This is a genomic window from Enterobacter cloacae complex sp. BZL2005, assembly GCF_049238885.1.
GTDB classification, from domain to species: Bacteria; Pseudomonadota; Gammaproteobacteria; order Enterobacterales; family Enterobacteriaceae; genus Enterobacter; species Enterobacter roggenkampii.
In genome coordinates this window covers 93,857-110,671 of the sequence record NZ_JBMKGI010000002.1, presented here as the reverse complement: position 1 = coordinate 110,671, position 16,815 = coordinate 93,857, and the positions used below count along the sequence as shown (strand labels likewise).

Sequence of the window (16,815 nt, the reverse complement as noted above, 5' to 3'; positions counted from 1 at the left end):
GAGAGGGCTTTTTAACAGAGACGTTATTACTCGACGGTCATAACGCGCGTGGTGTTGGTTGAGCCGATGGTGCTCATCACATCGCCCTGGGTCACAATGACGATATCACCAGAGACCAGATAGCCTTTGTCGCGCAGCAGGTTTACGGCATCGTGCGCCGCGGCCACGCCGTCATTGGTGCTGTCGAAGTGTACCGGCGTCACGCCGCGGTACAGCGCCGTCAGGTTCAGCGTACGTTCGTGACGGGACATGGCGAAGATCGGCAGACCCGAGCTGATACGAGAGGTCATTAGCGCGGTGCGGCCAGATTCGGTCATAGTGATGATCGCGGTAACGCCCTTCAGATGGTTTGCAGCATACATTGCAGACATCGCAATCGCTTCTTCAACATTGTCGAACTGCACGTCCAGACGGTGTTTAGAGACGTTGATGCTTGGGATCTTTTCAGCACCCAGGCAAACACGTGCCATGGCGGCCACGGTTTCTGCCGGATACTGGCCCGCAGCGGTTTCCGCAGAGAGCATTACCGCATCGGTACCGTCCAGCACGGCGTTGGCCACGTCCATCACTTCTGCACGGGTTGGCATCGGGTTGGTGATCATCGATTCCATCATCTGAGTGGCGGTGATCACCGCGCGGTTCAGCTGACGTGCGCGACGAATCAGGGCTTTCTGAATACCCACCAGCTCAGGGTCGCCGATTTCCACACCCAGGTCGCCACGCGCAACCATCACCACGTCAGAGGCAAGGATCACGTCGTCCATAGCATCCTGATCGCAAACGGCTTCCGCACGCTCAACTTTGGCGACGATTTTGGCATCGCAGCCTGCATCACGCGCCAGACGACGCGCATAGTTCAGATCTTCGCCGCAGCGCGGGAAGGAGACAGCCAGGTAGTCAACACCGATCAGTGCAGCAGTCACAATATCCGCTTTATCTTTATCAGTAAGCGCTTCCGCAGAGAGGCCGCCGCCCAGCTTGTTGATGCCTTTATTGTTGGAGAGTGGGCCGCCGACGGTGACTTCGGTGAACACTTTCATGCCCTGAACTTCTAGCACTTTCAGCTGCACGCGACCGTCGTCAAGCAGCAGGATATCGCCAGGTACGACGTCAGCCGGGAGGCCTTTATAGTCGATACCGACTTTCTCTTTATCGCCTTCGCCTTTGCCCAGGTTGGCATCCAGCAGGAATTTGTCGCCGATATTGAGGAAAACTTTACCCTCTTTAAAGGTCGAAACACGGATTTTAGGACCCTGCAAATCGCCGAGGATCGCAACGTGACGGCCCAGTTTAGCTGCGATTTCACGCACTTTATCGGCACGTAATTTATGGTCTTCTGGCGTACCGTGAGAGAAGTTCATACGCACCACGTTGGCGCCAGCGGCGATAATTTTCTCGAGATTATTATCGCGATCGGTGGCCGGGCCTAAGGTGGTTACGATCTTGGTTCTGCGAAGCCTTCTGGACATGTAATACTCCGTTGACTGAAACAACTTTGGTGTTGCGTGAACATTGAATCGGCCTTCATCTGCTGCAAGGCAGTGGAGAGGGGACCGAATGCCGTAAATCGTTACTTCGTCATTATTCGTGACGTCTTCGTTATCAACTATCGAACATCGCTCTTTATAAGCAATTCTTTATCAAAACGCGATTCCTTCAGCGCTTCCTTGACCCGCTTCAAGTTATCCCGGAATTTTGCCCCCCGGCGTAAGGTAAAACCGGTCGCCAGCACGTCAATCACGGTGAGCTGGGCCAGTCGGGAGACCATTGGCATATAAATGTCGGTGTCTTCCGGCACGTCGAGAGTGATCGCCAGCGTCGCCTCACGGGCCAGCGGTGTGCCCGCCGTGGTCAGCGCAATCACCATGGCATCGTTTTCACGGGCCAGCTGCGCCAGTTCTACCTGACTCTTAGTGCGGCCAGTATGCGAAATCAGTACCACGACGTCATCTTCACTGCAATTCATACAGCTCATGCGTTGCAGGACAATGTCATCGGAATAAATCACCGGGACGTTAAAGCGGAAAAATTTGTTCATGGCGTCATGCGCGACGGCCGCCGACGACCCGAGCCCAAAGAAGGCAATTCGCTTGGCCTGGGTGAGTAAATCCACTGCGCGATTCACGGAACTCATGTCCAGAGACTGACGGACGTGGTCAAGCGAAGCCATGGCCGACTCAAAAATTTTCGCGGTATAGGCATCAACGCTGTCGTCTTCATCCACATTACGATTAACATAAGGGGTGCCGTTAGCCAGACTTTGTGCCAGATGCAGTTTAAAATCAGGAAAGCCGCGCGTTTCCAGGCTGCGGCAGAAGCGATTGACCGTGGGTTCGCTAACACCCGCTTCCTGTGCCAGAGCGGCGATGCTTGAATGAATCGCCTGAGCGGGAGAGGCGAGAATGACCTCGGCCACTTTTCGCTCGGATTTGCTAAGGTGTTCCAGTTGAAACTGGATTTTTTCCAGCATGTTCATGTTAACAGGACGCTCATGGGTGTAAACGATTTCATTAATTGATGAAATCGTGATTCGATTTAGCCGATATTACCCCTGTGGCTTCCATTAAGGGTAACAATCGACGAGATAATGTTGTTGTTTTTTTTCATTACTTGATCGATGTCGGGTTTTGCTATGACCCTGTTGCGCAAAGAAACGACGGTTGTTGCGTCATTAAGCCGTCTAAATCATCCGAAGGGTGAAAAATCGCGGTATCGCACGCGACGATAAGCGCTAATGGTTTCGGGAATGACGTAAAAGCAGTACAGTGCATTGTAATAAAATTACAACGATACCTGGCAGAAGTACCAGGTGATCCAACTGAGGAGAATGACATGGCGGTAACGCAAACAGCCCAGGCATGTGACCTGGTCATTTTCGGCGCGAAAGGCGATCTTGCACGCCGAAAATTGCTGCCTTCCCTGTATCAACTGGAGAAAGCGGGCCAAATTCATCCGGATACCCGTATCCTGGGTGTTGGGCGCGCCGACTGGGACAAGGACGCTTATACCAAAGTCGTCCGCGAGGCGCTCGAAACTTTCATGAAGGAAAAAATTGATGAAAGTTTGTGGGATACCCTGAGCGGTCGTCTCGATTTCTGCAACCTTGACGTGAATGACGTCAGCGCATTCGCTCGCTTGGGCGCGATGCTGGATCAGAAAAACCGTGTCACCATTAACTATTTCGCCATGCCGCCAAGCACCTTCGGCGCCATCTGCAAGGGCCTGGGCGAAGCCAAACTGAACGCCAAACCGGCGCGCGTCGTGATGGAGAAGCCGCTGGGCACGTCCCTGGCAACCTCGCGTGAAATCAACGACCAGGTGGGCGAGTTCTTTGAAGAGTGCCAGGTCTACCGTATTGACCATTATCTCGGTAAAGAGACGGTGCTGAACCTGCTGGCGCTGCGTTTTGCTAACTCCCTGTTTGTGAACAACTGGGACAACCGCACCATCGACCACGTGGAAATCACCGTGGCGGAAGAGGTGGGGATTGAAGGCCGCTGGGGTTACTTTGACCAGGCCGGTCAGATGCGCGACATGATTCAGAACCACCTGCTGCAGATTCTGTGCATGATTGCCATGTCTCCACCGTCTGACCTGACGGCGGACAGCATCCGTGACGCCAAAGTGAAAGTGCTGAAGTCGCTGCGCCGCATCGACCGCTCCAACGTGCGCGAGAAAACCGTTCGCGGCCAGTACACCGCCGGGTTTGCGCAAGGCAAAAAGGTGCCTGGCTACCTGGAAGAAGAGGGCGCGAACAAGTCCAGTAACACCGAGACGTTCGTGGCCATCCGCGTGGACATCGACGACTGGCGCTGGGCGGGGGTTCCGTTCTACCTGCGCACCGGTAAGCGTCTGCCTGCGAAATGTTCCGAAGTGGTAGTCTACTTTAAGAACCCGGAACTGAACCTGTTCAAAGAGTCCTGGCAGGAGCTGCCGCAGAACAAGCTGACCATTCGTCTGCAGCCGGACGAGGGCGTGGATATCCAGATCCTGAACAAAGTGCCGGGCCTGGATCATAAACACAACCTGCAGACCACCAAGCTGGATCTGAGCTACTCCGAAACCTTCAACCAGACACACCTGGCCGATGCTTACGAGCGTCTGCTGCTGGAAACCATGCGCGGTATCCAGGCGCTGTTCGTGCGTCGCGATGAGGTGGAAGAGGCGTGGAAATGGGTCGACTCCATCACCGAAGCCTGGGCTGCCGATCAGGATGCGCCAAAACCGTATCAGGCGGGCACATGGGGACCTGTCGCGTCGGTGGCAATGATCACCCGTGATGGCCGCTCCTGGAACGAGTTTGAGTAAGATAATCCGCTAGCCCGAAAGTGTTATTTTACCGGTAACATGATCTAACACAGCTCGTGGCACAATTTTCAACTTTTAAGCTCCGCGTGGATTCACCCGCGGAGCTTTTTTTATTACACTGCCGGAAGTGATTTTGCCCCTGAGCTCCGGACAGCAAGCGTTTCAGCGTTGTTAACAACTGCCAGCGACTTTGTAAACTCCCGAGCCCGGACAGATAAATGAGAGGAGCTTTTATGAATCCGACATTGTTACGCGTAACACAGCGCATTATTGAGCGCTCGAAAGAGACCCGTTCGGCCTACCTCGCCCGGATTGAACAGGCGAAGAGCAACACCGTTCACCGCTCCCAGCTGGCCTGCGGTAACCTGGCGCACGGCTTCGCCGCCTGCCAGCCTGACGATAAAGCGTCGCTGAAAAGCATGTTGCGTAACAATATCGCCATCATTACCGCCTATAACGATATGCTCTCCGCGCATCAGCCCTATGAGGTTTACCCGGACATCATCCGTAAAGCGCTGCACAGCGTGAATGCGGTCGGCCAGGTGGCGGGGGGGGTACCCGCCATGTGCGACGGCGTGACGCAGGGTCAGGACGGTATGGAGCTCTCCCTGCTGAGCCGTGAAGTCATTGCCATGTCCGCGGCGGTGGGCCTGTCACACAACATGTTTGATGGTGCGCTCTATCTCGGCGTATGCGACAAGATTGTTCCGGGCCTGGTGATGGCCGCGCTGTCGTTTGGTCATCTGCCTGCGATCTTCGTGCCGTCGGGCCCAATGGCAAGCGGCCTGCCGAACAAAGAAAAAGTGCGCATTCGCCAGCTGTACGCGGAAGGAAAAGCAGATCGTCAGGCGTTGCTGGAAGCGGAAGCTGCATCCTACCACGCGCCGGGCACCTGTACCTTCTACGGTACGGCCAACACCAATCAGATGGTGGTGGAGTTTATGGGGATGCAGCTTCCGGGCTCGTCCTTTATCCAGCCGGATGCACCGCTGCGCAAGGCGCTGACCGAGGCTGCGGCCCGTCAGGTCACGCGTCTGACCGGAAACGGCAACGAATGGATGCCGATGGGCAAAATGGTCGACGAAAAAGTTATCGTCAACGGGATTGTCGCGCTGCTGGCCACCGGCGGTTCGACCAACCACACCATGCACCTGGTGGCCATGGCGCGTGCCGCGGGCATTCTGATTAACTGGGATGACTTCTCCGAGATCTCTTCCGTGGTGCCGTTGATGGCGCGCCTGTATCCAAACGGTCCGGCGGACATCAACCACTTCCAGGCCGCAGGCGGCGTACCGCTGCTCATGCGCGAGCTGCTGAAGGGCGGTCTGCTGCATGAAGATGTTAACACCGTAGCGGGCTTTGGCCTGCAGCGCTACACCCAGGAGCCATGGCTGAACAACGGCGAGCTGGACTGGCGCGAAGGGGCGACCGCATCTCTTGATGCGCAGGTTATCGCCACCATCGACAAACCGTTCTCACCTCACGGCGGCACAAAGGTGCTGAGCGGTAACCTCGGTCGCGCGGTAATGAAGACCTCTGCCGTACCGGAAGAGAACCAGATTATCGAAGCGCCAGCGGTGGTATTTGAAAGCCAGCACGACGTATTACCTGCCTTTGACGCCGGTCTGCTCGACAAAGACTGCGTGGTAGTGGTGCGTCATCAGGGGCCTAAAGCCAACGGGATGCCAGAATTACATAAACTTATGCCACCACTTGGTGTATTATTGGACCGCCGTTTCAAAATTGCACTGGTGACCGATGGACGCCTCTCTGGCGCCTCAGGTAAAGTGCCATCAGCTATCCACGTGACGCCGGAAGCGTACGACGGCGGCCTGCTGGCGAAAGTGCGTGACGGTGACATGATCCGCGTTAACGGTCAGACAGGCGAGTTAACCCTGCTGGTGGATGACGCCGAGCTGGCGGCACGTCAGCCCCATATTCCTGACCTGAGCGCGTCGCGCGTGGGAACAGGACGCGAAATGTTTGGCGCACTGCGTGAGAACCTCTCCGGTGCTGAGCAGGGCGCAACCTGTATTACGTTTTAAGACGACTTGATTTTAACGATCTGGCGAGAGAAGACTCTGATGAAAAACTGGAAAACAAGTGCAGAAGCAATCCTGACCACTGGCCCTGTCGTGCCGGTTATCGTGGTAAACAAGCTGGAGCACGCTGTACCGATGGCGAAAGCGCTGGTTGCGGGCGGCGTTCGCGTTCTGGAAGTGACCCTGCGTACCGCCTGCGCGATGGATGCCATTCGCGCGATTGCCAAAGAAGTGCCGGACGCCATTATCGGTGCGGGTACCGTAACGAACGCAAAACAGCTGGCTGAAGTGACCGAAGCGGGCGCACAGTTTGCCATCAGCCCGGGCCTGACCGAGTCGCTGCTGAAAGCCGCGACCGAAGGCACTATTCCGCTGATCCCGGGCATCAGCACCGTCTCTGAACTGATGCTGGGCATGGACTACGGTCTGAAAGAGTTCAAATTCTTCCCGGCGGAAGCGAACGGCGGCACCAAAGCGCTGCAGGCGATTGCCGGTCCATTCTCTCAGGTACGCTTCTGCCCGACGGGCGGTATCTCTCCTGCCAACTACCGTGACTACCTGGCGCTGAAAAGCGTGCTGTGCATCGGTGGCTCATGGCTGGTTCCGGCGGATGCGCTGGAAGCGGGCGACTGGGATCGCATCACCAAACTGGCTCGCGAAGCGGTAGAAGGCGCGAAGCAGTAAGTCATTCGCCGCATGAAAAACGGGCCTTTCGGCCCGTTTTTTTATCCCGTTACCTTAACGCTTGCTGCGGCCGCTTTCGCTCTCGCCACGGCGTCGTCAACGTTATCTCCGGTGGCTAACGCCACGCCAAGACGACGGGTACCGTCGATCTCCGGCTTACCGAACAAACGGACCTGCAACCCGGCACCCACCGCCGCTTCGACGTTATCAAACGTAACGTTCTGGCTGGTTAACTGCGGCAGGATCACCGCCGAGGCGGCCGGGCCGTACTGACGGATACCGCCGACGGGCAGGCCGAGGAAGGCGCGCACGTGCAGGGCGAACTCGGAGAGATCCTGCGAAATCAGCGTGACCATGCCGGTGTCATGCGGGCGAGGGGAGACTTCGCTGAAGATCACCTCATCGCCGCACACAAACAGCTCCACGCCAAACAGGCCATAGCCGCCCAGCGCCAGGACGGTTTTACGGGCGATCGCCTGCGCACGCTCCAGCGCCAGGGCGCTCATCTGCTGCGGCTGCCAGGATTCGCGGTAATCGCCATCTTCCTGGCGGTGGCCAATCGGGTCGCAGAAATGGACGCCGTCAACGGCGCTGACGGTCAGCAGGGTGATCTCGAAATCAAACTTCACCACCCCTTCAACGATCACGCGACCGGCACCGGCGCGGCCACCCTGCTGGGCGTACTCCCACGCCTTGTCCAGCGTGCTGCTGTCGCGGATAAAGCTCTGTCCTTTACCGGAGGAGCTCATCACCGGCTTAACGATGCACGGGTAACCAATCTCCTCAACGGCCTGCAGGAATGCGGCTTTATCGCCAGCAAAACGATAGCTCGACGTGGGCAACCCGAGCTCTTCTGCCGCCAGACGACGAATGCCTTCGCGGTTCATGGTCAGCTTTGCGGCTTTCGCACAGGGCACCACGCGCTGGCCTTCCTGCTCAAGCGCAATCAGCGTGTCGGTTGCGATGGCTTCAATTTCCGGTACAACGAAATCAGGCTTCTCGCGTGAAATCAGCTCACGAAGGGCATCGCCGTCCAGCATGTTAATCACATAAGAACGATGGGCGACGTGCATGGCAGGTGCATCAGCGTAGCGGTCTACGGCAATGACTTCCACGCCTAAACGCTGGCACTCAATGGCGACCTCTTTTCCCAGCTCGCCCGATCCCAACAGCATCACTCGCGTCGCCGCAGGTCGCAGCGCGGTTCCTAAACGAATCATAACAATCCCCCTGAAAAAGTTGCGGGCAGTATAAACGAAAACGTTTGCGTCTGTCTTGTGCACGGCCAGGTGAGGGGAGAAGAAATTTGCGCTTCTTTAGCCCGTCCAGACATTTCCTGACGCCTGCTCGCTTACGCTGTGGAACATGTTCACCGTTAAGTGAGGGAAACCATGTCTGGCTGGCTAAATCAATTGCAATCACTGTTAGGGCAGAAAACGTCGTCTTCCGGCGCGCGGGATCTCAGCAAACTGCTGGTGCCCGGGGCGCTCGGCGGGCTGGCAGGCCTGCTGGTCGCGAATAAATCCTCGCGCAAGCTGCTGGCAAAGTACGGGACAGGCGCGCTGCTGGCCGGTGGGGGCGCCATTGCGGGCACCGTCCTGTGGAATAAATACAAGGACAGGGTCCGGAACGCGCACAGTGATGAACCGCACTACGGCGAGCACACCTCGCCGCTGGATCTGCGTACCGAGAGGCTCATTCTTGCGCTGGTTTTTGCCGCGAAAAGTGACGGACATATCGACGATAAGGAACGACTGGCGATCGAACAGCAGCTGCGCGAAGCCGGCGTCGAAGAGAAGGGCAGAGCGCTGGTGGCGCAGGCCATCGAACAGCCCCTTGATCCGCAGCGTCTGGCGCAAAGCGTGAAAAATGAGGAAGAGGCGCTTGAACTCTATTTCCTCAGCTGTGCCGCCATCGATATCGATCACTTTATGGAGCGCAGCTACCTGAATGCGCTTGGCGACGCGCTGAAGATCCCGCAGGACGTGCGTGAGGGCATTGAGCGGGATATTCGGGAACAAAAACAGGCGTTACAGGGATAGTTCTCGCCGTTGCAACCCTGTTTCGCTTGCATCATGCGTGGGTTTTGCCAACCTTATAGGGTGTAAAACGAAAAAGAATGACGACATGCCACCGAAAGCCCGACGTATACCTTATGCGATCACCACGCATGGCGATACGCGTGTAGACAACTATTACTGGCTACGGGACGATTCGCGCTCCCGGCCAGAGGTGCTCGACTACCTGCACGAGGAAAACGACTATGGCCGCAAGGTCATGTCCAGCCAACAGACGCTTCAGGACCAGCTGCTGAATGAAATGGTGCAGCGTATTCCTCAGCGCGATATCTCCGCGCCCTGGACCAAAAATGGCTATCGCTATCGCCATATTTATGAGCCCGGCAACGAGTATCCCATCTACCAGCGTCAGTCCGTCCTGAGCGCCGAATGGGATGCGTGGGATATTCTGCTGGATGCCAACCAACGCGCGGCCCACAGCGAGTTTTATACTCTGGGCGGCATGTCCATTTCGCCGGATAACGCGGTAATGGCGCTGGCGGAGGATTATCTCTCCCGTCGCCAGTACGGCCTGCGTTTTCGCAATCTGGACACCGGCAACTGGTATCCGGAAATGCTGGAAAACGTCTCCCCGGATTTTGTCTGGGCGAATGATTCCGAGACGGTGTACTACGTCAAAAAGCACGCCTGTACGCTGCTGCCCTATCAGGTATGGCGGCATACCATCGGAACGGACTCCGCAGACGACGAGCTGGTCTACGAAGAGAAAGACGAAACGTTTTATGTCAGCCTGCATAAAACCTCTTCGCGCCACTATGTCATTATCTTCCTGGCCAGCGCCACGACGTCGGAAGTCCTGCTGCTGGATGCCGAACTGCCGGACGCCCAGCCGCTCTGTTTCCTGCCGCGCCGAAAGGATCATGAGTACAGCCTGGATCACTTCCAGCACAGCTTTTATCTGCGCTCGAATCGCGAGGGTAAAAACTTTGGCCTCTATAAAACCAAAGTGCGCGATGAGCGCAAGTGGGAGGTGCTTATCCCCGCGCGGGATCAGGTGATGCTGGAAGGGTTTACCCTGTTCACCGACTGGCTGGTGGTGGAGGAGCGCCAGCGCGGGCTGACCAGCATCCGGCAAATCAACCGTAAAACGCGGGAAGTGGTGGGGATCGCGTTCGACGACCCAGCCTATGTGACGTGGATTGGTTTCAACCCGGAACCTGAATCCTCGCGGCTGCGCTACGGCTATTCTTCCATGACCACACCGGACACCCTGTTTGAGCTGGACATGGATACCGGGCAGCGTCAGGTGATAAAGCAGACCGAGGTTAAAGGGTTTGAGTCCGAAAACTACCGCAGCGAGCACCTGTGGGTCACCGCCCGGGATGGCGTCGAGGTCCCCGTCTCGCTCGTCTATCACAAAGCCCATTTCCAGAAAGGCAAAAAACCGATCCTGGTGTACGGCTACGGCTCCTACGGCTCCAGCATGGATGCTGATTTCAGCAGCAGCCGTTTAAGCCTGCTCGACCGCGGCTTTGTTTTCGCCATCGCCCATATTCGCGGCGGCGGTGAGCTGGGGCAGCACTGGTATGAGGACGGGAAATTCCTGAAAAAGAAAAACACCTTCAATGACTACCTCGACGTCTGCGATGCGCTGATTGATCAGGGCTATGGCGATCCGAAACTCTGCTTTGGCATGGGCGGCAGCGCGGGAGGCATGCTGATGGGGGCGGTGATCAACCAGCGTCCCGAACGCTTTAAGGGGATTGTCGCGCAGGTGCCGTTTGTCGATGTGGTGACGACCATGCTCGATGAATCCATTCCGCTGACGACCGGGGAGTTTGAAGAGTGGGGGAATCCGCAGGATGAGATTTACTATCGCTATATGAAAACGTACAGCCCTTACGATAACGTCGAGGCGAAAGCCTATCCCCACATGCTGGTCACCACCGGTCTGCATGACTCTCAGGTGCAGTACTGGGAGCCGGCAAAATGGGTGGCGAAACTGCGGGAGCTGAAAACCGACGACAACCTGCTGCTGCTGTGTACCGACATGGATTCCGGACACGGCGGGAAATCGGGACGATTTAAATCGTATGAAGGGGTGGCGCTGGAGTATGCCTTCCTGATTGGCCTGGCGCAGGAGACGCTGCCAGGCCGTGCAGAGCGTTAAGCTTCGCCCAGATAATGTTTCAGCGTCAGGCGCAGTTCCGGGCTCATTTTGTCGAGGTTGTTATACAGCCAGCGTAAATAGCCCGGGTCTTTATCCGCAATATCCGACACCGCTCTGCCCCGGTATTTACCAAAGGTAAACGTGGTCAGCAGTGCGGGACGGCCGGTGATGGTCGCCATATCATCCGGCGTCCAGCCTGAGGTGTTCATAATATCGATGAGTAGCGCGGCGGTGATATAGCAGTCGTACAGGGCGCGGTGATGATGAAGCCCCTCAGGCGTGCGGACGCTGAGCTTGCGGGACTTGTACAGCGCCATGTTGCTGTATTTAATGCCCGGCCAGAGGCGACGCGCCAGCTTCATAGTACAAATCCATTCCCCCGGCATCTCAGGGAGCACCCGGCGGTCAAAACTGGCGTTATGCGCGACGTACCACGGGCTACCGTAATAGTGGGGAATGATCTCTTCGATCCACGGCTTGTCCGCCACCATCGATTCGGTAATGCGATGGATAGCCATCGCCTGAGGGCTGATGGGGCGGTCAGGACGCACCAGATGGCTCATTGGGTTGACGATTTTACCATCAACCACGTCGACAGAGGCCACTTCCACAATTCCGCCCTGAAGATCGCAAGTTTCGGTATCGATGACGCGCAGCATTGAACTCTCCTGAGCTTAAAACGCCTAGCCTAAAGGAATGATATCGCCTTGCCAACCCTCTCCGCCGAGCGTGCCGGTCAACAGCAGCTCGCCCTTATCCGCGCGAACGATCAGCTGGCCTTTTTCATCCCACAGCGCGCTACCGCCGCAGGCGTTCGCCATCAGCACCGCTATGGCATATTTATGCGCGAAGCGCTGCAGGGTACTGATGGACTGCCGCCAGCGGTTATCCTCCACTGACTGACAGCTGGTAAACAGCGACGCTCTGGGATCGAGATTGGGGGAATCGGCATGCGCATCAATAATGCTAAGCTGTTTCTCTCCCGGCACCAGGCTGGCTCCGCCACCTTGCGGGTAGCGAAGGATGCGTTGACGAGCGGGGGTGAAGAGCGCGAGACCTTTCTGGCGCTGACCATCCCGCTCCACGGGGAGCCCGGCAATCACGGTTATTCGGTAACGATGCGCCGCGTCGAGCAGCGGTTCCAGCTGGGCGTCGCCGGGTGGGAGAGGTAACGTCGTCGTTCCCGAGCCTGTTAATGACAGTTCAGGAAACACCAGCAGATCGCACCCTTGCCGTGCTGCTTCGGCGATGAAGCGCAGGTGGTGCGTGATATGGTCATCGACACTCTGATGCTGCCCGCTATACTGGGCCGCCGCTATATTCCAATGTGACATCGTGACTTCCTTATACACTGAGTCGCAGGGATTTAAGAATACACCTAAATTTATCAGGGTTTTCTTATCCTGCCAGATTCAGCGTAAGGAAGTGTAACGGCTCGTTAAGCTTATTTAACTTTAGGTTCGTACGGTAAACGGGAGAGGTTGACCGAGGCGAGACGGTGGGCGATGAGTCTTTCGCGAAACCAGTCGCGCAGATGGGCGGGCTGTTCCCGTTCAACGACTTCAGCCACGACAGGCATGTTGTAACGCTCTTTAAACGCGACGCCAGCGGCAGCGAGATCGACATTCACTTTATCCATCTCGTCCTGTGGAAGGGCGGCCAGATTGATCTTCATTACCTTCTCCTTTTTATGCGGCGGCAACGTTACCGCGATTGCACGACGATGACAAGCGGAGGCAGGATGATCCTCGACTCGTTTATTATACAGCGTTATTCTTTAGCATACAGACATAACAAAAAGGAATGATTGCGATGGGTTTCTCCGCTTCCCGCGCGGTAAGCGCACTGGTTTTTCTGGCCTCTACAATGATGACCCCCTCCGTGCTGGCGCATGCGCACCTTAAGCAGCCGATCCCGGCAGCGGACAGCGTGGTGAGCGCTCCGCAGGCACTTACGCTGAATTTTTCAGAAGGCATCGAACCGGGATTTAGCGGTGTGGTGGTGACGGATGCGCAAAAGCAGGTCATCAAAACGGGAACCGCCACGCGCGACGAAAAGAACAAGGAGCAGCTCACCGTTCCGCTGGATCAAACGCTGACGCCAGGGACGTACCAGGTAGACTGGCATGTCGTCTCGGTAGACGGTCATAAAACCAAAGGTAGCTACCACTTTAGCGTGAAATAGCATGCTGGCGCTGTGTTATATCGGGTTGCGCTTTATCCATTTCGGGGCGCTGATGCTGATTTTTGGCAACGCGCTTTACAGCGTCTGGTTTACGCCTTCCTCTCTCCAGCGGCTGATGTCCCGACGTTTCCAGCTGCAGCAGAAAGTGGCGGCTTTTGTGAGCCTGGCGGCTGCACTCCTGATGTTTATGCTTCAGGGCGGGCAGATGGGTAACGGCTGGGGCGATGTATTTGCCCCACAGGTCTGGTCCGGCGTAATGAGGACACAGTTTGGCGGCGTTTGGCTGTGGCAAATGATTCTCGCTGCGATGACGGTCGCTGCAGCATGGCTCGCGCCGCTGAAAGGTTCGCGGCTGCTGCTGCTCGCCATGGGGCAGCTTATCCTGCTGGCGGGGGTAGGGCACGCGGCGATGAACGACGGTCCGATGGGGGCGTTGCAGCGCCTTAATCACGCTTTTCACCTGATCTGTGCTGCTACCTGGCTTGGCGGATTACTGCCCCTGCTGTTCTGCATGCGTCTGGCGAAAGGGCGCTGGCAGAATGCCTCCATCTATACCATGATGCGCTTCTCGCGCGTGGGCCATTATGCGGTCGCGGGCGTGCTGCTCAGCGGAGCGATCAATGCGCTCATGATACTGGGCGTCCATATTCCCTGGCAGGCTGACTACGTGCAGTTTTTGTTGTTCAAATGTGCGCTGGTGGCGTTGATGGTGGTAATTGCGTTGGCAAATCGGTATTTTCTGGTGCCACGGTTTCGTCCGGAGACCGGGCGAGCACAACAGATTTTTATCAGGATGACACAGGCAGAAGTGGTGCTGGGGGCGCTGGTACTGGCAACGGTCAGTCTGTTCGCCACCTGGGAACCCTTCTGACAAGGTTAAATATCATATGAAAAAGACAGTACTTTCTCTCATATTGCTGGCCTGCACGGGGAGCGCGTTTGCCGCACCGCAGGTTATCACCGTCAGCCGTTTTGAAGTGGGTAAGGATAAATGGGCGTTCAACCGCGAAGAGGTGATGCTGACCTGCCGTCCGGGCCATGCGCTGTATGCCATCAACCCGAGCACGCTGGTGCAATACCCGTTAAATGAAACCGCCGAGCAGCAGGTGGCCAGCGGCAAGAGCAGCGGCCAGCCGATTAGCATCATTCAGATCGATGACCCGGCGAATCCGGGACAGAAAATGAGTCTGGCCCCGTTTATCGAGCGCGCCGACAAGCTCTGCTAACGTTCAGGTTTCCAATAAAAAACCGCAGATGCTTGCGAAAGCACTGCGGTTTTTCACATTTTATGATGCTCTGGCGCTTTTTTTCCGACCGCTTTAGCTGTGGACTGGAAAACCTGGCGTCGTCATCTATTCTTAAAAGGCAAGGCGACTTAGCCTGCATTAATGCCAACTTTTAGCGCACGGCTCTCTCCCAAGAGCCATTTCCCTGGACCGAATACAGGAATCGTATTCGGTCTCTTTTTATCTGCATGAAAGTAAAAGACTAATCCTTTCGTTGTCTCACTTCTGCAGCGCACGTCCTGTACGTCTGGTTAAAACATAACACACTACGGCATGCTGTAGTCCAGCCCTTTTTGCCTGTTTTGTTAAATTTTCGTGTGCAATTCAAGAAAGCGCGTGCGGGGTCTAAAAGTGCGACTTAACCGACGCCTCAATTTCATCAAGCAGCTCAAAACGACGGCGGTATTCAGCGCGTTTTTTACTGGCAATCTCTTCAAGCGATTTACGCGCCATCTGTAGCGGCAGCTGCCAGCAGAAGGCTGAGAGCTTTTTACCGTCCAGAGAGGCCCAAAATTCATCATAGCTGGCGTGGAAATGGCGTCCTTTGCTGAGGCGATAGCGCAGCGCGCGGAATACGTGGCCCTCATCGCTGACGGCAAAAATCGCCCGGACGGAGGACTGTGCAGCCAGCTGGAAAAGCACTTCCATCAACACGCGCTTAGGGAACAAACCGTGGCAGGCGCGGGTGGCCTGTTTAATCACGTCACGCGTTACGCTGCGGCGGGGGCCCTGAAGCCCACCGATGACCATGACCTGTTGCCCATTGCTGCGCGCGACGCTAAAGGTCAGGCTGGCCAGCAGCGTATCCTTGTTGTCGCGAAGCCAAAGCGTGCTTTCGCCTTCACGCTCGGCTTTCCCCGCAGAGGACGCATTAACCGTATAGATAACTCCGTCTTTTGCATGGAACTGCGCAACGGGCTTCTCCTGTGGGCTGGTCAGTGCCAGGGCGAGGCCGCTCTCTTTCAGGCTATCAATCCAGTAATAATGGCTAACGATCGCGTCGGCGCGATCGTTAGCCGTCAAACCGCGCATCAGGTACTGCCGGTGGGTTTTGCTCGGCAATGTAATTTGAGAGGCCAGAAGTCTGTCGAAATCGTCGCGACCAGAAAGCGCCTCCAGCATGCGATGGGTAGAAGACCAGAACACCAGCGAACGTAACAGGAACTTCAGGCGATATTCGCGCTTGCGCCAAATCGGCCCCGGGACGCGTTTGCCGTTCACCAGCTCAGAAATAATATTTGTGCGATGCGGATAGAAAACATCGTTATGCAGGTGCGTATTAGACACGTGAAGACCCCTCTTTTTTTATACCCTTATTCTAAAGAGCCAGGAAAAAGGGATTAATAGCGCGAGGATCTTTATTTCTGTTTGGTTTACCGTTTGTTTCACTTCGTGAGGACCACGCCCGGCTGTTGCCCTTTCTGTGGCGGCTATACTGTTAAAAGGAGGGGCTATGTATCAGCGAATTGAAGGTGGAATGTGGCGTCACGTCTGGGTGGTCAGCGATATACATGGCTGTTATCAGCGGCTTATGGATGAGCTTAAACGCCGTCATTTTAATCCGTATGAGGATTTGCTCATTTCCGTTGGGGATATGATCGATCGCGGTCCGGACAGCGTTAAATCATTACAGCTTATCAATGAAAAATGGTTTCGTGCCGTCCGGGGCAACCATGAGCAAATGGCGCTCGACAGTCTGGATAATAACGATTTTTCACTCTGGACAATGAATGGCGGAATATGGTTCAGGCAACTTGAACGGGACCAGCAACAGCTTGCGCTATCGTTGCTCGAGGCCTGTCACGATTTACCGCATATCATCGAGATAACCTGTGCGAACGGTCTGAACGTGATCGCCCATGCGGATTATCCGGGAGCGGAATACCGCTGGCAAAAACCGGTGAGCGCCCAGCGCGTTTTATGGGATCGCGATCGGTTGATGGGGTTCATGGTGGGTAAAGGGCAGGGCATTAGCGGTGCGGATCATTTCTGGTTCGGACATACGCCCGTCGACAGAAGGTATGATTTTGACAATCTCCACTACATTGATACGGGCGCCGTATTTGACGGTTACTTTACGCTGGCGCAGCTGCAGTAATAAATAACCCGCCTTCGGGCGGGTT

16 protein-coding genes are annotated in these 16,815 nt (G+C 56.1%); 9 read left to right on the top strand and 7 right to left on the bottom strand.

Going from position 1 to position 16,815, the window contains the following annotated elements; translation table 11 throughout:
- Nucleotides 1-26 precede the first annotated feature (26 nt).
- Both pyk and ACOTXI_RS04870 read right to left on the bottom strand, forming a co-directional pair.
- On the bottom strand, nucleotides 27-1,469 hold the full coding sequence (pyk, locus tag ACOTXI_RS04875) for a pyruvate kinase (protein ID WP_008500455.1): 1,443 nt from the start codon (nucleotides 1,467-1,469) through the stop codon (nucleotides 27-29).
- 137 nt (nucleotides 1,470-1,606) lie between these two features.
- The gene (locus tag ACOTXI_RS04870) at nucleotides 1,607-2,476 is read right to left on the bottom strand and encodes a MurR/RpiR family transcriptional regulator (RefSeq protein ID WP_008500456.1); all 870 of its coding nucleotides are present in this window, start codon (nucleotides 2,474-2,476) and stop codon (nucleotides 1,607-1,609) included.
- Between the two features lie 356 nt (nucleotides 2,477-2,832).
- Here ACOTXI_RS04870 and zwf point away from each other — a divergent pair, with 356 nt between their 5' ends.
- From zwf to kdgA, 3 genes are all read left to right on the top strand, one after another.
- Entirely contained in the window at nucleotides 2,833-4,308 is a 1,476-nt protein-coding gene (gene zwf, locus ACOTXI_RS04865; protein WP_008500457.1) for a glucose-6-phosphate dehydrogenase, read from the top strand.
- A gap of 233 nt (nucleotides 4,309-4,541) precedes the next feature.
- Nucleotides 4,542-6,353 (top strand): phosphogluconate dehydratase, encoded by a 1,812-nt coding sequence (edd, locus tag ACOTXI_RS04860; RefSeq protein WP_023325516.1) that lies wholly within the window; start codon nucleotides 4,542-4,544, stop codon nucleotides 6,351-6,353.
- Between the two features lie 39 nt (nucleotides 6,354-6,392).
- Nucleotides 6,393-7,034 carry a bifunctional 4-hydroxy-2-oxoglutarate aldolase/2-dehydro-3-deoxy-phosphogluconate aldolase gene (gene kdgA / locus ACOTXI_RS04855; RefSeq protein ID WP_008500459.1) on the top strand — a complete coding sequence of 214 codons (642 nt, stop codon included), beginning with the start codon at nucleotides 6,393-6,395 and terminating at the stop codon, nucleotides 7,032-7,034.
- Nucleotides 7,035-7,075: 41 nt separating this feature from the next.
- Here kdgA and purT read toward each other — a convergent pair whose 3' ends face one another.
- Complete coding sequence (gene purT / locus ACOTXI_RS04850; RefSeq protein ID WP_058653394.1) at nucleotides 7,076-8,254, bottom strand: formate-dependent phosphoribosylglycinamide formyltransferase; 1,179 nt, start codon at nucleotides 8,252-8,254, stop codon at nucleotides 7,076-7,078.
- Nucleotides 8,255-8,425: 171 nt separating this feature from the next.
- Here purT and ACOTXI_RS04845 point away from each other — a divergent pair, with 171 nt between their 5' ends.
- A complete protein-coding gene (locus tag ACOTXI_RS04845) occupies nucleotides 8,426-9,076 on the top strand; it encodes a tellurite resistance TerB family protein (protein WP_058653392.1) in 651 nt (216 codons plus the stop codon).
- 85 nt (nucleotides 9,077-9,161) lie between these two features.
- Nucleotides 9,162-11,222: an oligopeptidase B gene (ptrB, locus tag ACOTXI_RS04840; RefSeq protein ID WP_058653390.1), complete on the top strand. Its 2,061-nt coding sequence runs from the start codon at nucleotides 9,162-9,164 to the stop codon at nucleotides 11,220-11,222.
- Here ptrB and exoX read toward each other — a convergent pair.
- The 3 genes from exoX to ACOTXI_RS04825 all read right to left on the bottom strand — a co-directional run bounded on the left by exoX (nucleotide 11,219) and on the right by ACOTXI_RS04825 (nucleotide 12,897).
- Nucleotides 11,219-11,881 (bottom strand): exodeoxyribonuclease X, encoded by a 663-nt coding sequence (exoX, locus tag ACOTXI_RS04835; RefSeq protein ID WP_008500463.1) that lies wholly within the window; start codon nucleotides 11,879-11,881, stop codon nucleotides 11,219-11,221. The genes ptrB and exoX overlap by 4 nt on opposite strands.
- A gap of 24 nt (nucleotides 11,882-11,905) precedes the next feature.
- On the bottom strand, nucleotides 11,906-12,556 hold the full coding sequence (locus ACOTXI_RS04830; RefSeq protein ID WP_008500464.1) for a carbon-nitrogen hydrolase family protein: 651 nt from the start codon (nucleotides 12,554-12,556) through the stop codon (nucleotides 11,906-11,908).
- A gap of 110 nt (nucleotides 12,557-12,666) precedes the next feature.
- Nucleotides 12,667-12,897: a DNA polymerase III subunit theta gene (locus tag ACOTXI_RS04825; protein WP_008500465.1), complete on the bottom strand. Its 231-nt coding sequence runs from the start codon at nucleotides 12,895-12,897 to the stop codon at nucleotides 12,667-12,669.
- Nucleotides 12,898-13,034: 137 nt separating this feature from the next.
- Here ACOTXI_RS04825 and yobA point away from each other — a divergent pair, with 137 nt between their 5' ends.
- From yobA to ACOTXI_RS04810, 3 genes are read left to right on the top strand one after another with little or no spacing between them, the layout of a single operon-like run.
- A complete protein-coding gene (yobA, locus tag ACOTXI_RS04820; protein ID WP_058653388.1) occupies nucleotides 13,035-13,406 on the top strand; it encodes a CopC domain-containing protein YobA in 372 nt (123 codons plus the stop codon).
- 1 nt (nucleotide 13,407) lies between these two features.
- On the top strand, nucleotides 13,408-14,277 hold the full coding sequence (gene copD / locus ACOTXI_RS04815; protein ID WP_058653387.1) for a copper homeostasis membrane protein CopD: 870 nt from the start codon (nucleotides 13,408-13,410) through the stop codon (nucleotides 14,275-14,277).
- 16 nt (nucleotides 14,278-14,293) lie between these two features.
- Nucleotides 14,294-14,632 (top strand): YebY family protein, encoded by a 339-nt coding sequence (locus ACOTXI_RS04810; protein ID WP_008500468.1) that lies wholly within the window; start codon nucleotides 14,294-14,296, stop codon nucleotides 14,630-14,632.
- Nucleotides 14,633-15,037: 405 nt separating this feature from the next.
- Here the strand turns inward: ACOTXI_RS04810 and ACOTXI_RS04805 are convergent, their stop codons facing one another.
- Entirely contained in the window at nucleotides 15,038-15,979 is a 942-nt protein-coding gene (locus tag ACOTXI_RS04805; RefSeq protein ID WP_058653385.1) for a VirK/YbjX family protein, read from the bottom strand.
- A 166-nt stretch (nucleotides 15,980-16,145) separates the two neighbouring features.
- On the opposite strand from ACOTXI_RS04805, the gene pphA reads away from it, so the two are divergent.
- On the top strand, nucleotides 16,146-16,790 hold the full coding sequence (gene pphA, locus ACOTXI_RS04800) for a protein-serine/threonine phosphatase (RefSeq protein ID WP_045372529.1): 645 nt from the start codon (nucleotides 16,146-16,148) through the stop codon (nucleotides 16,788-16,790).
- The last annotated feature ends 25 nt before the right edge of the window (nucleotides 16,791-16,815 follow it).

Coding starts and splice junctions, on each gene's coding strand:
- pyk (WP_008500455.1), bottom strand. CDS start 1,469: ATGTCCAGAAGGCTTCGCAGAACCAAGATCGTAACCACCTTAGGCCCG.
- ACOTXI_RS04870 (WP_008500456.1), bottom strand. CDS start 2,476: ATGAACATGCTGGAAAAAATCCAGTTTCAACTGGAACACCTTAGCAAA.
- zwf (WP_008500457.1), top strand. CDS start 2,833: ATGGCGGTAACGCAAACAGCCCAGGCATGTGACCTGGTCATTTTCGGC.
- edd (WP_023325516.1), top strand. CDS start 4,542: ATGAATCCGACATTGTTACGCGTAACACAGCGCATTATTGAGCGCTCG.
- kdgA (WP_008500459.1), top strand. CDS start 6,393: ATGAAAAACTGGAAAACAAGTGCAGAAGCAATCCTGACCACTGGCCCT.
- purT (WP_058653394.1), bottom strand. CDS start 8,254: ATGATTCGTTTAGGAACCGCGCTGCGACCTGCGGCGACGCGAGTGATG.
- ACOTXI_RS04845 (WP_058653392.1), top strand. CDS start 8,426: ATGTCTGGCTGGCTAAATCAATTGCAATCACTGTTAGGGCAGAAAACG.
- ptrB (WP_058653390.1), top strand. CDS start 9,162: ATGCCACCGAAAGCCCGACGTATACCTTATGCGATCACCACGCATGGC.
- exoX (WP_008500463.1), bottom strand. CDS start 11,881: ATGCTGCGCGTCATCGATACCGAAACTTGCGATCTTCAGGGCGGAATT.
- ACOTXI_RS04830 (WP_008500464.1), bottom strand. CDS start 12,556: ATGTCACATTGGAATATAGCGGCGGCCCAGTATAGCGGGCAGCATCAG.
- ACOTXI_RS04825 (WP_008500465.1), bottom strand. CDS start 12,897: ATGAAGATCAATCTGGCCGCCCTTCCACAGGACGAGATGGATAAAGTG.
- yobA (WP_058653388.1), top strand. CDS start 13,035: ATGGGTTTCTCCGCTTCCCGCGCGGTAAGCGCACTGGTTTTTCTGGCC.
- copD (WP_058653387.1), top strand. CDS start 13,408: ATGCTGGCGCTGTGTTATATCGGGTTGCGCTTTATCCATTTCGGGGCG.
- ACOTXI_RS04810 (WP_008500468.1), top strand. CDS start 14,294: ATGAAAAAGACAGTACTTTCTCTCATATTGCTGGCCTGCACGGGGAGC.
- pphA (WP_045372529.1), top strand. CDS start 16,146: ATGTATCAGCGAATTGAAGGTGGAATGTGGCGTCACGTCTGGGTGGTC.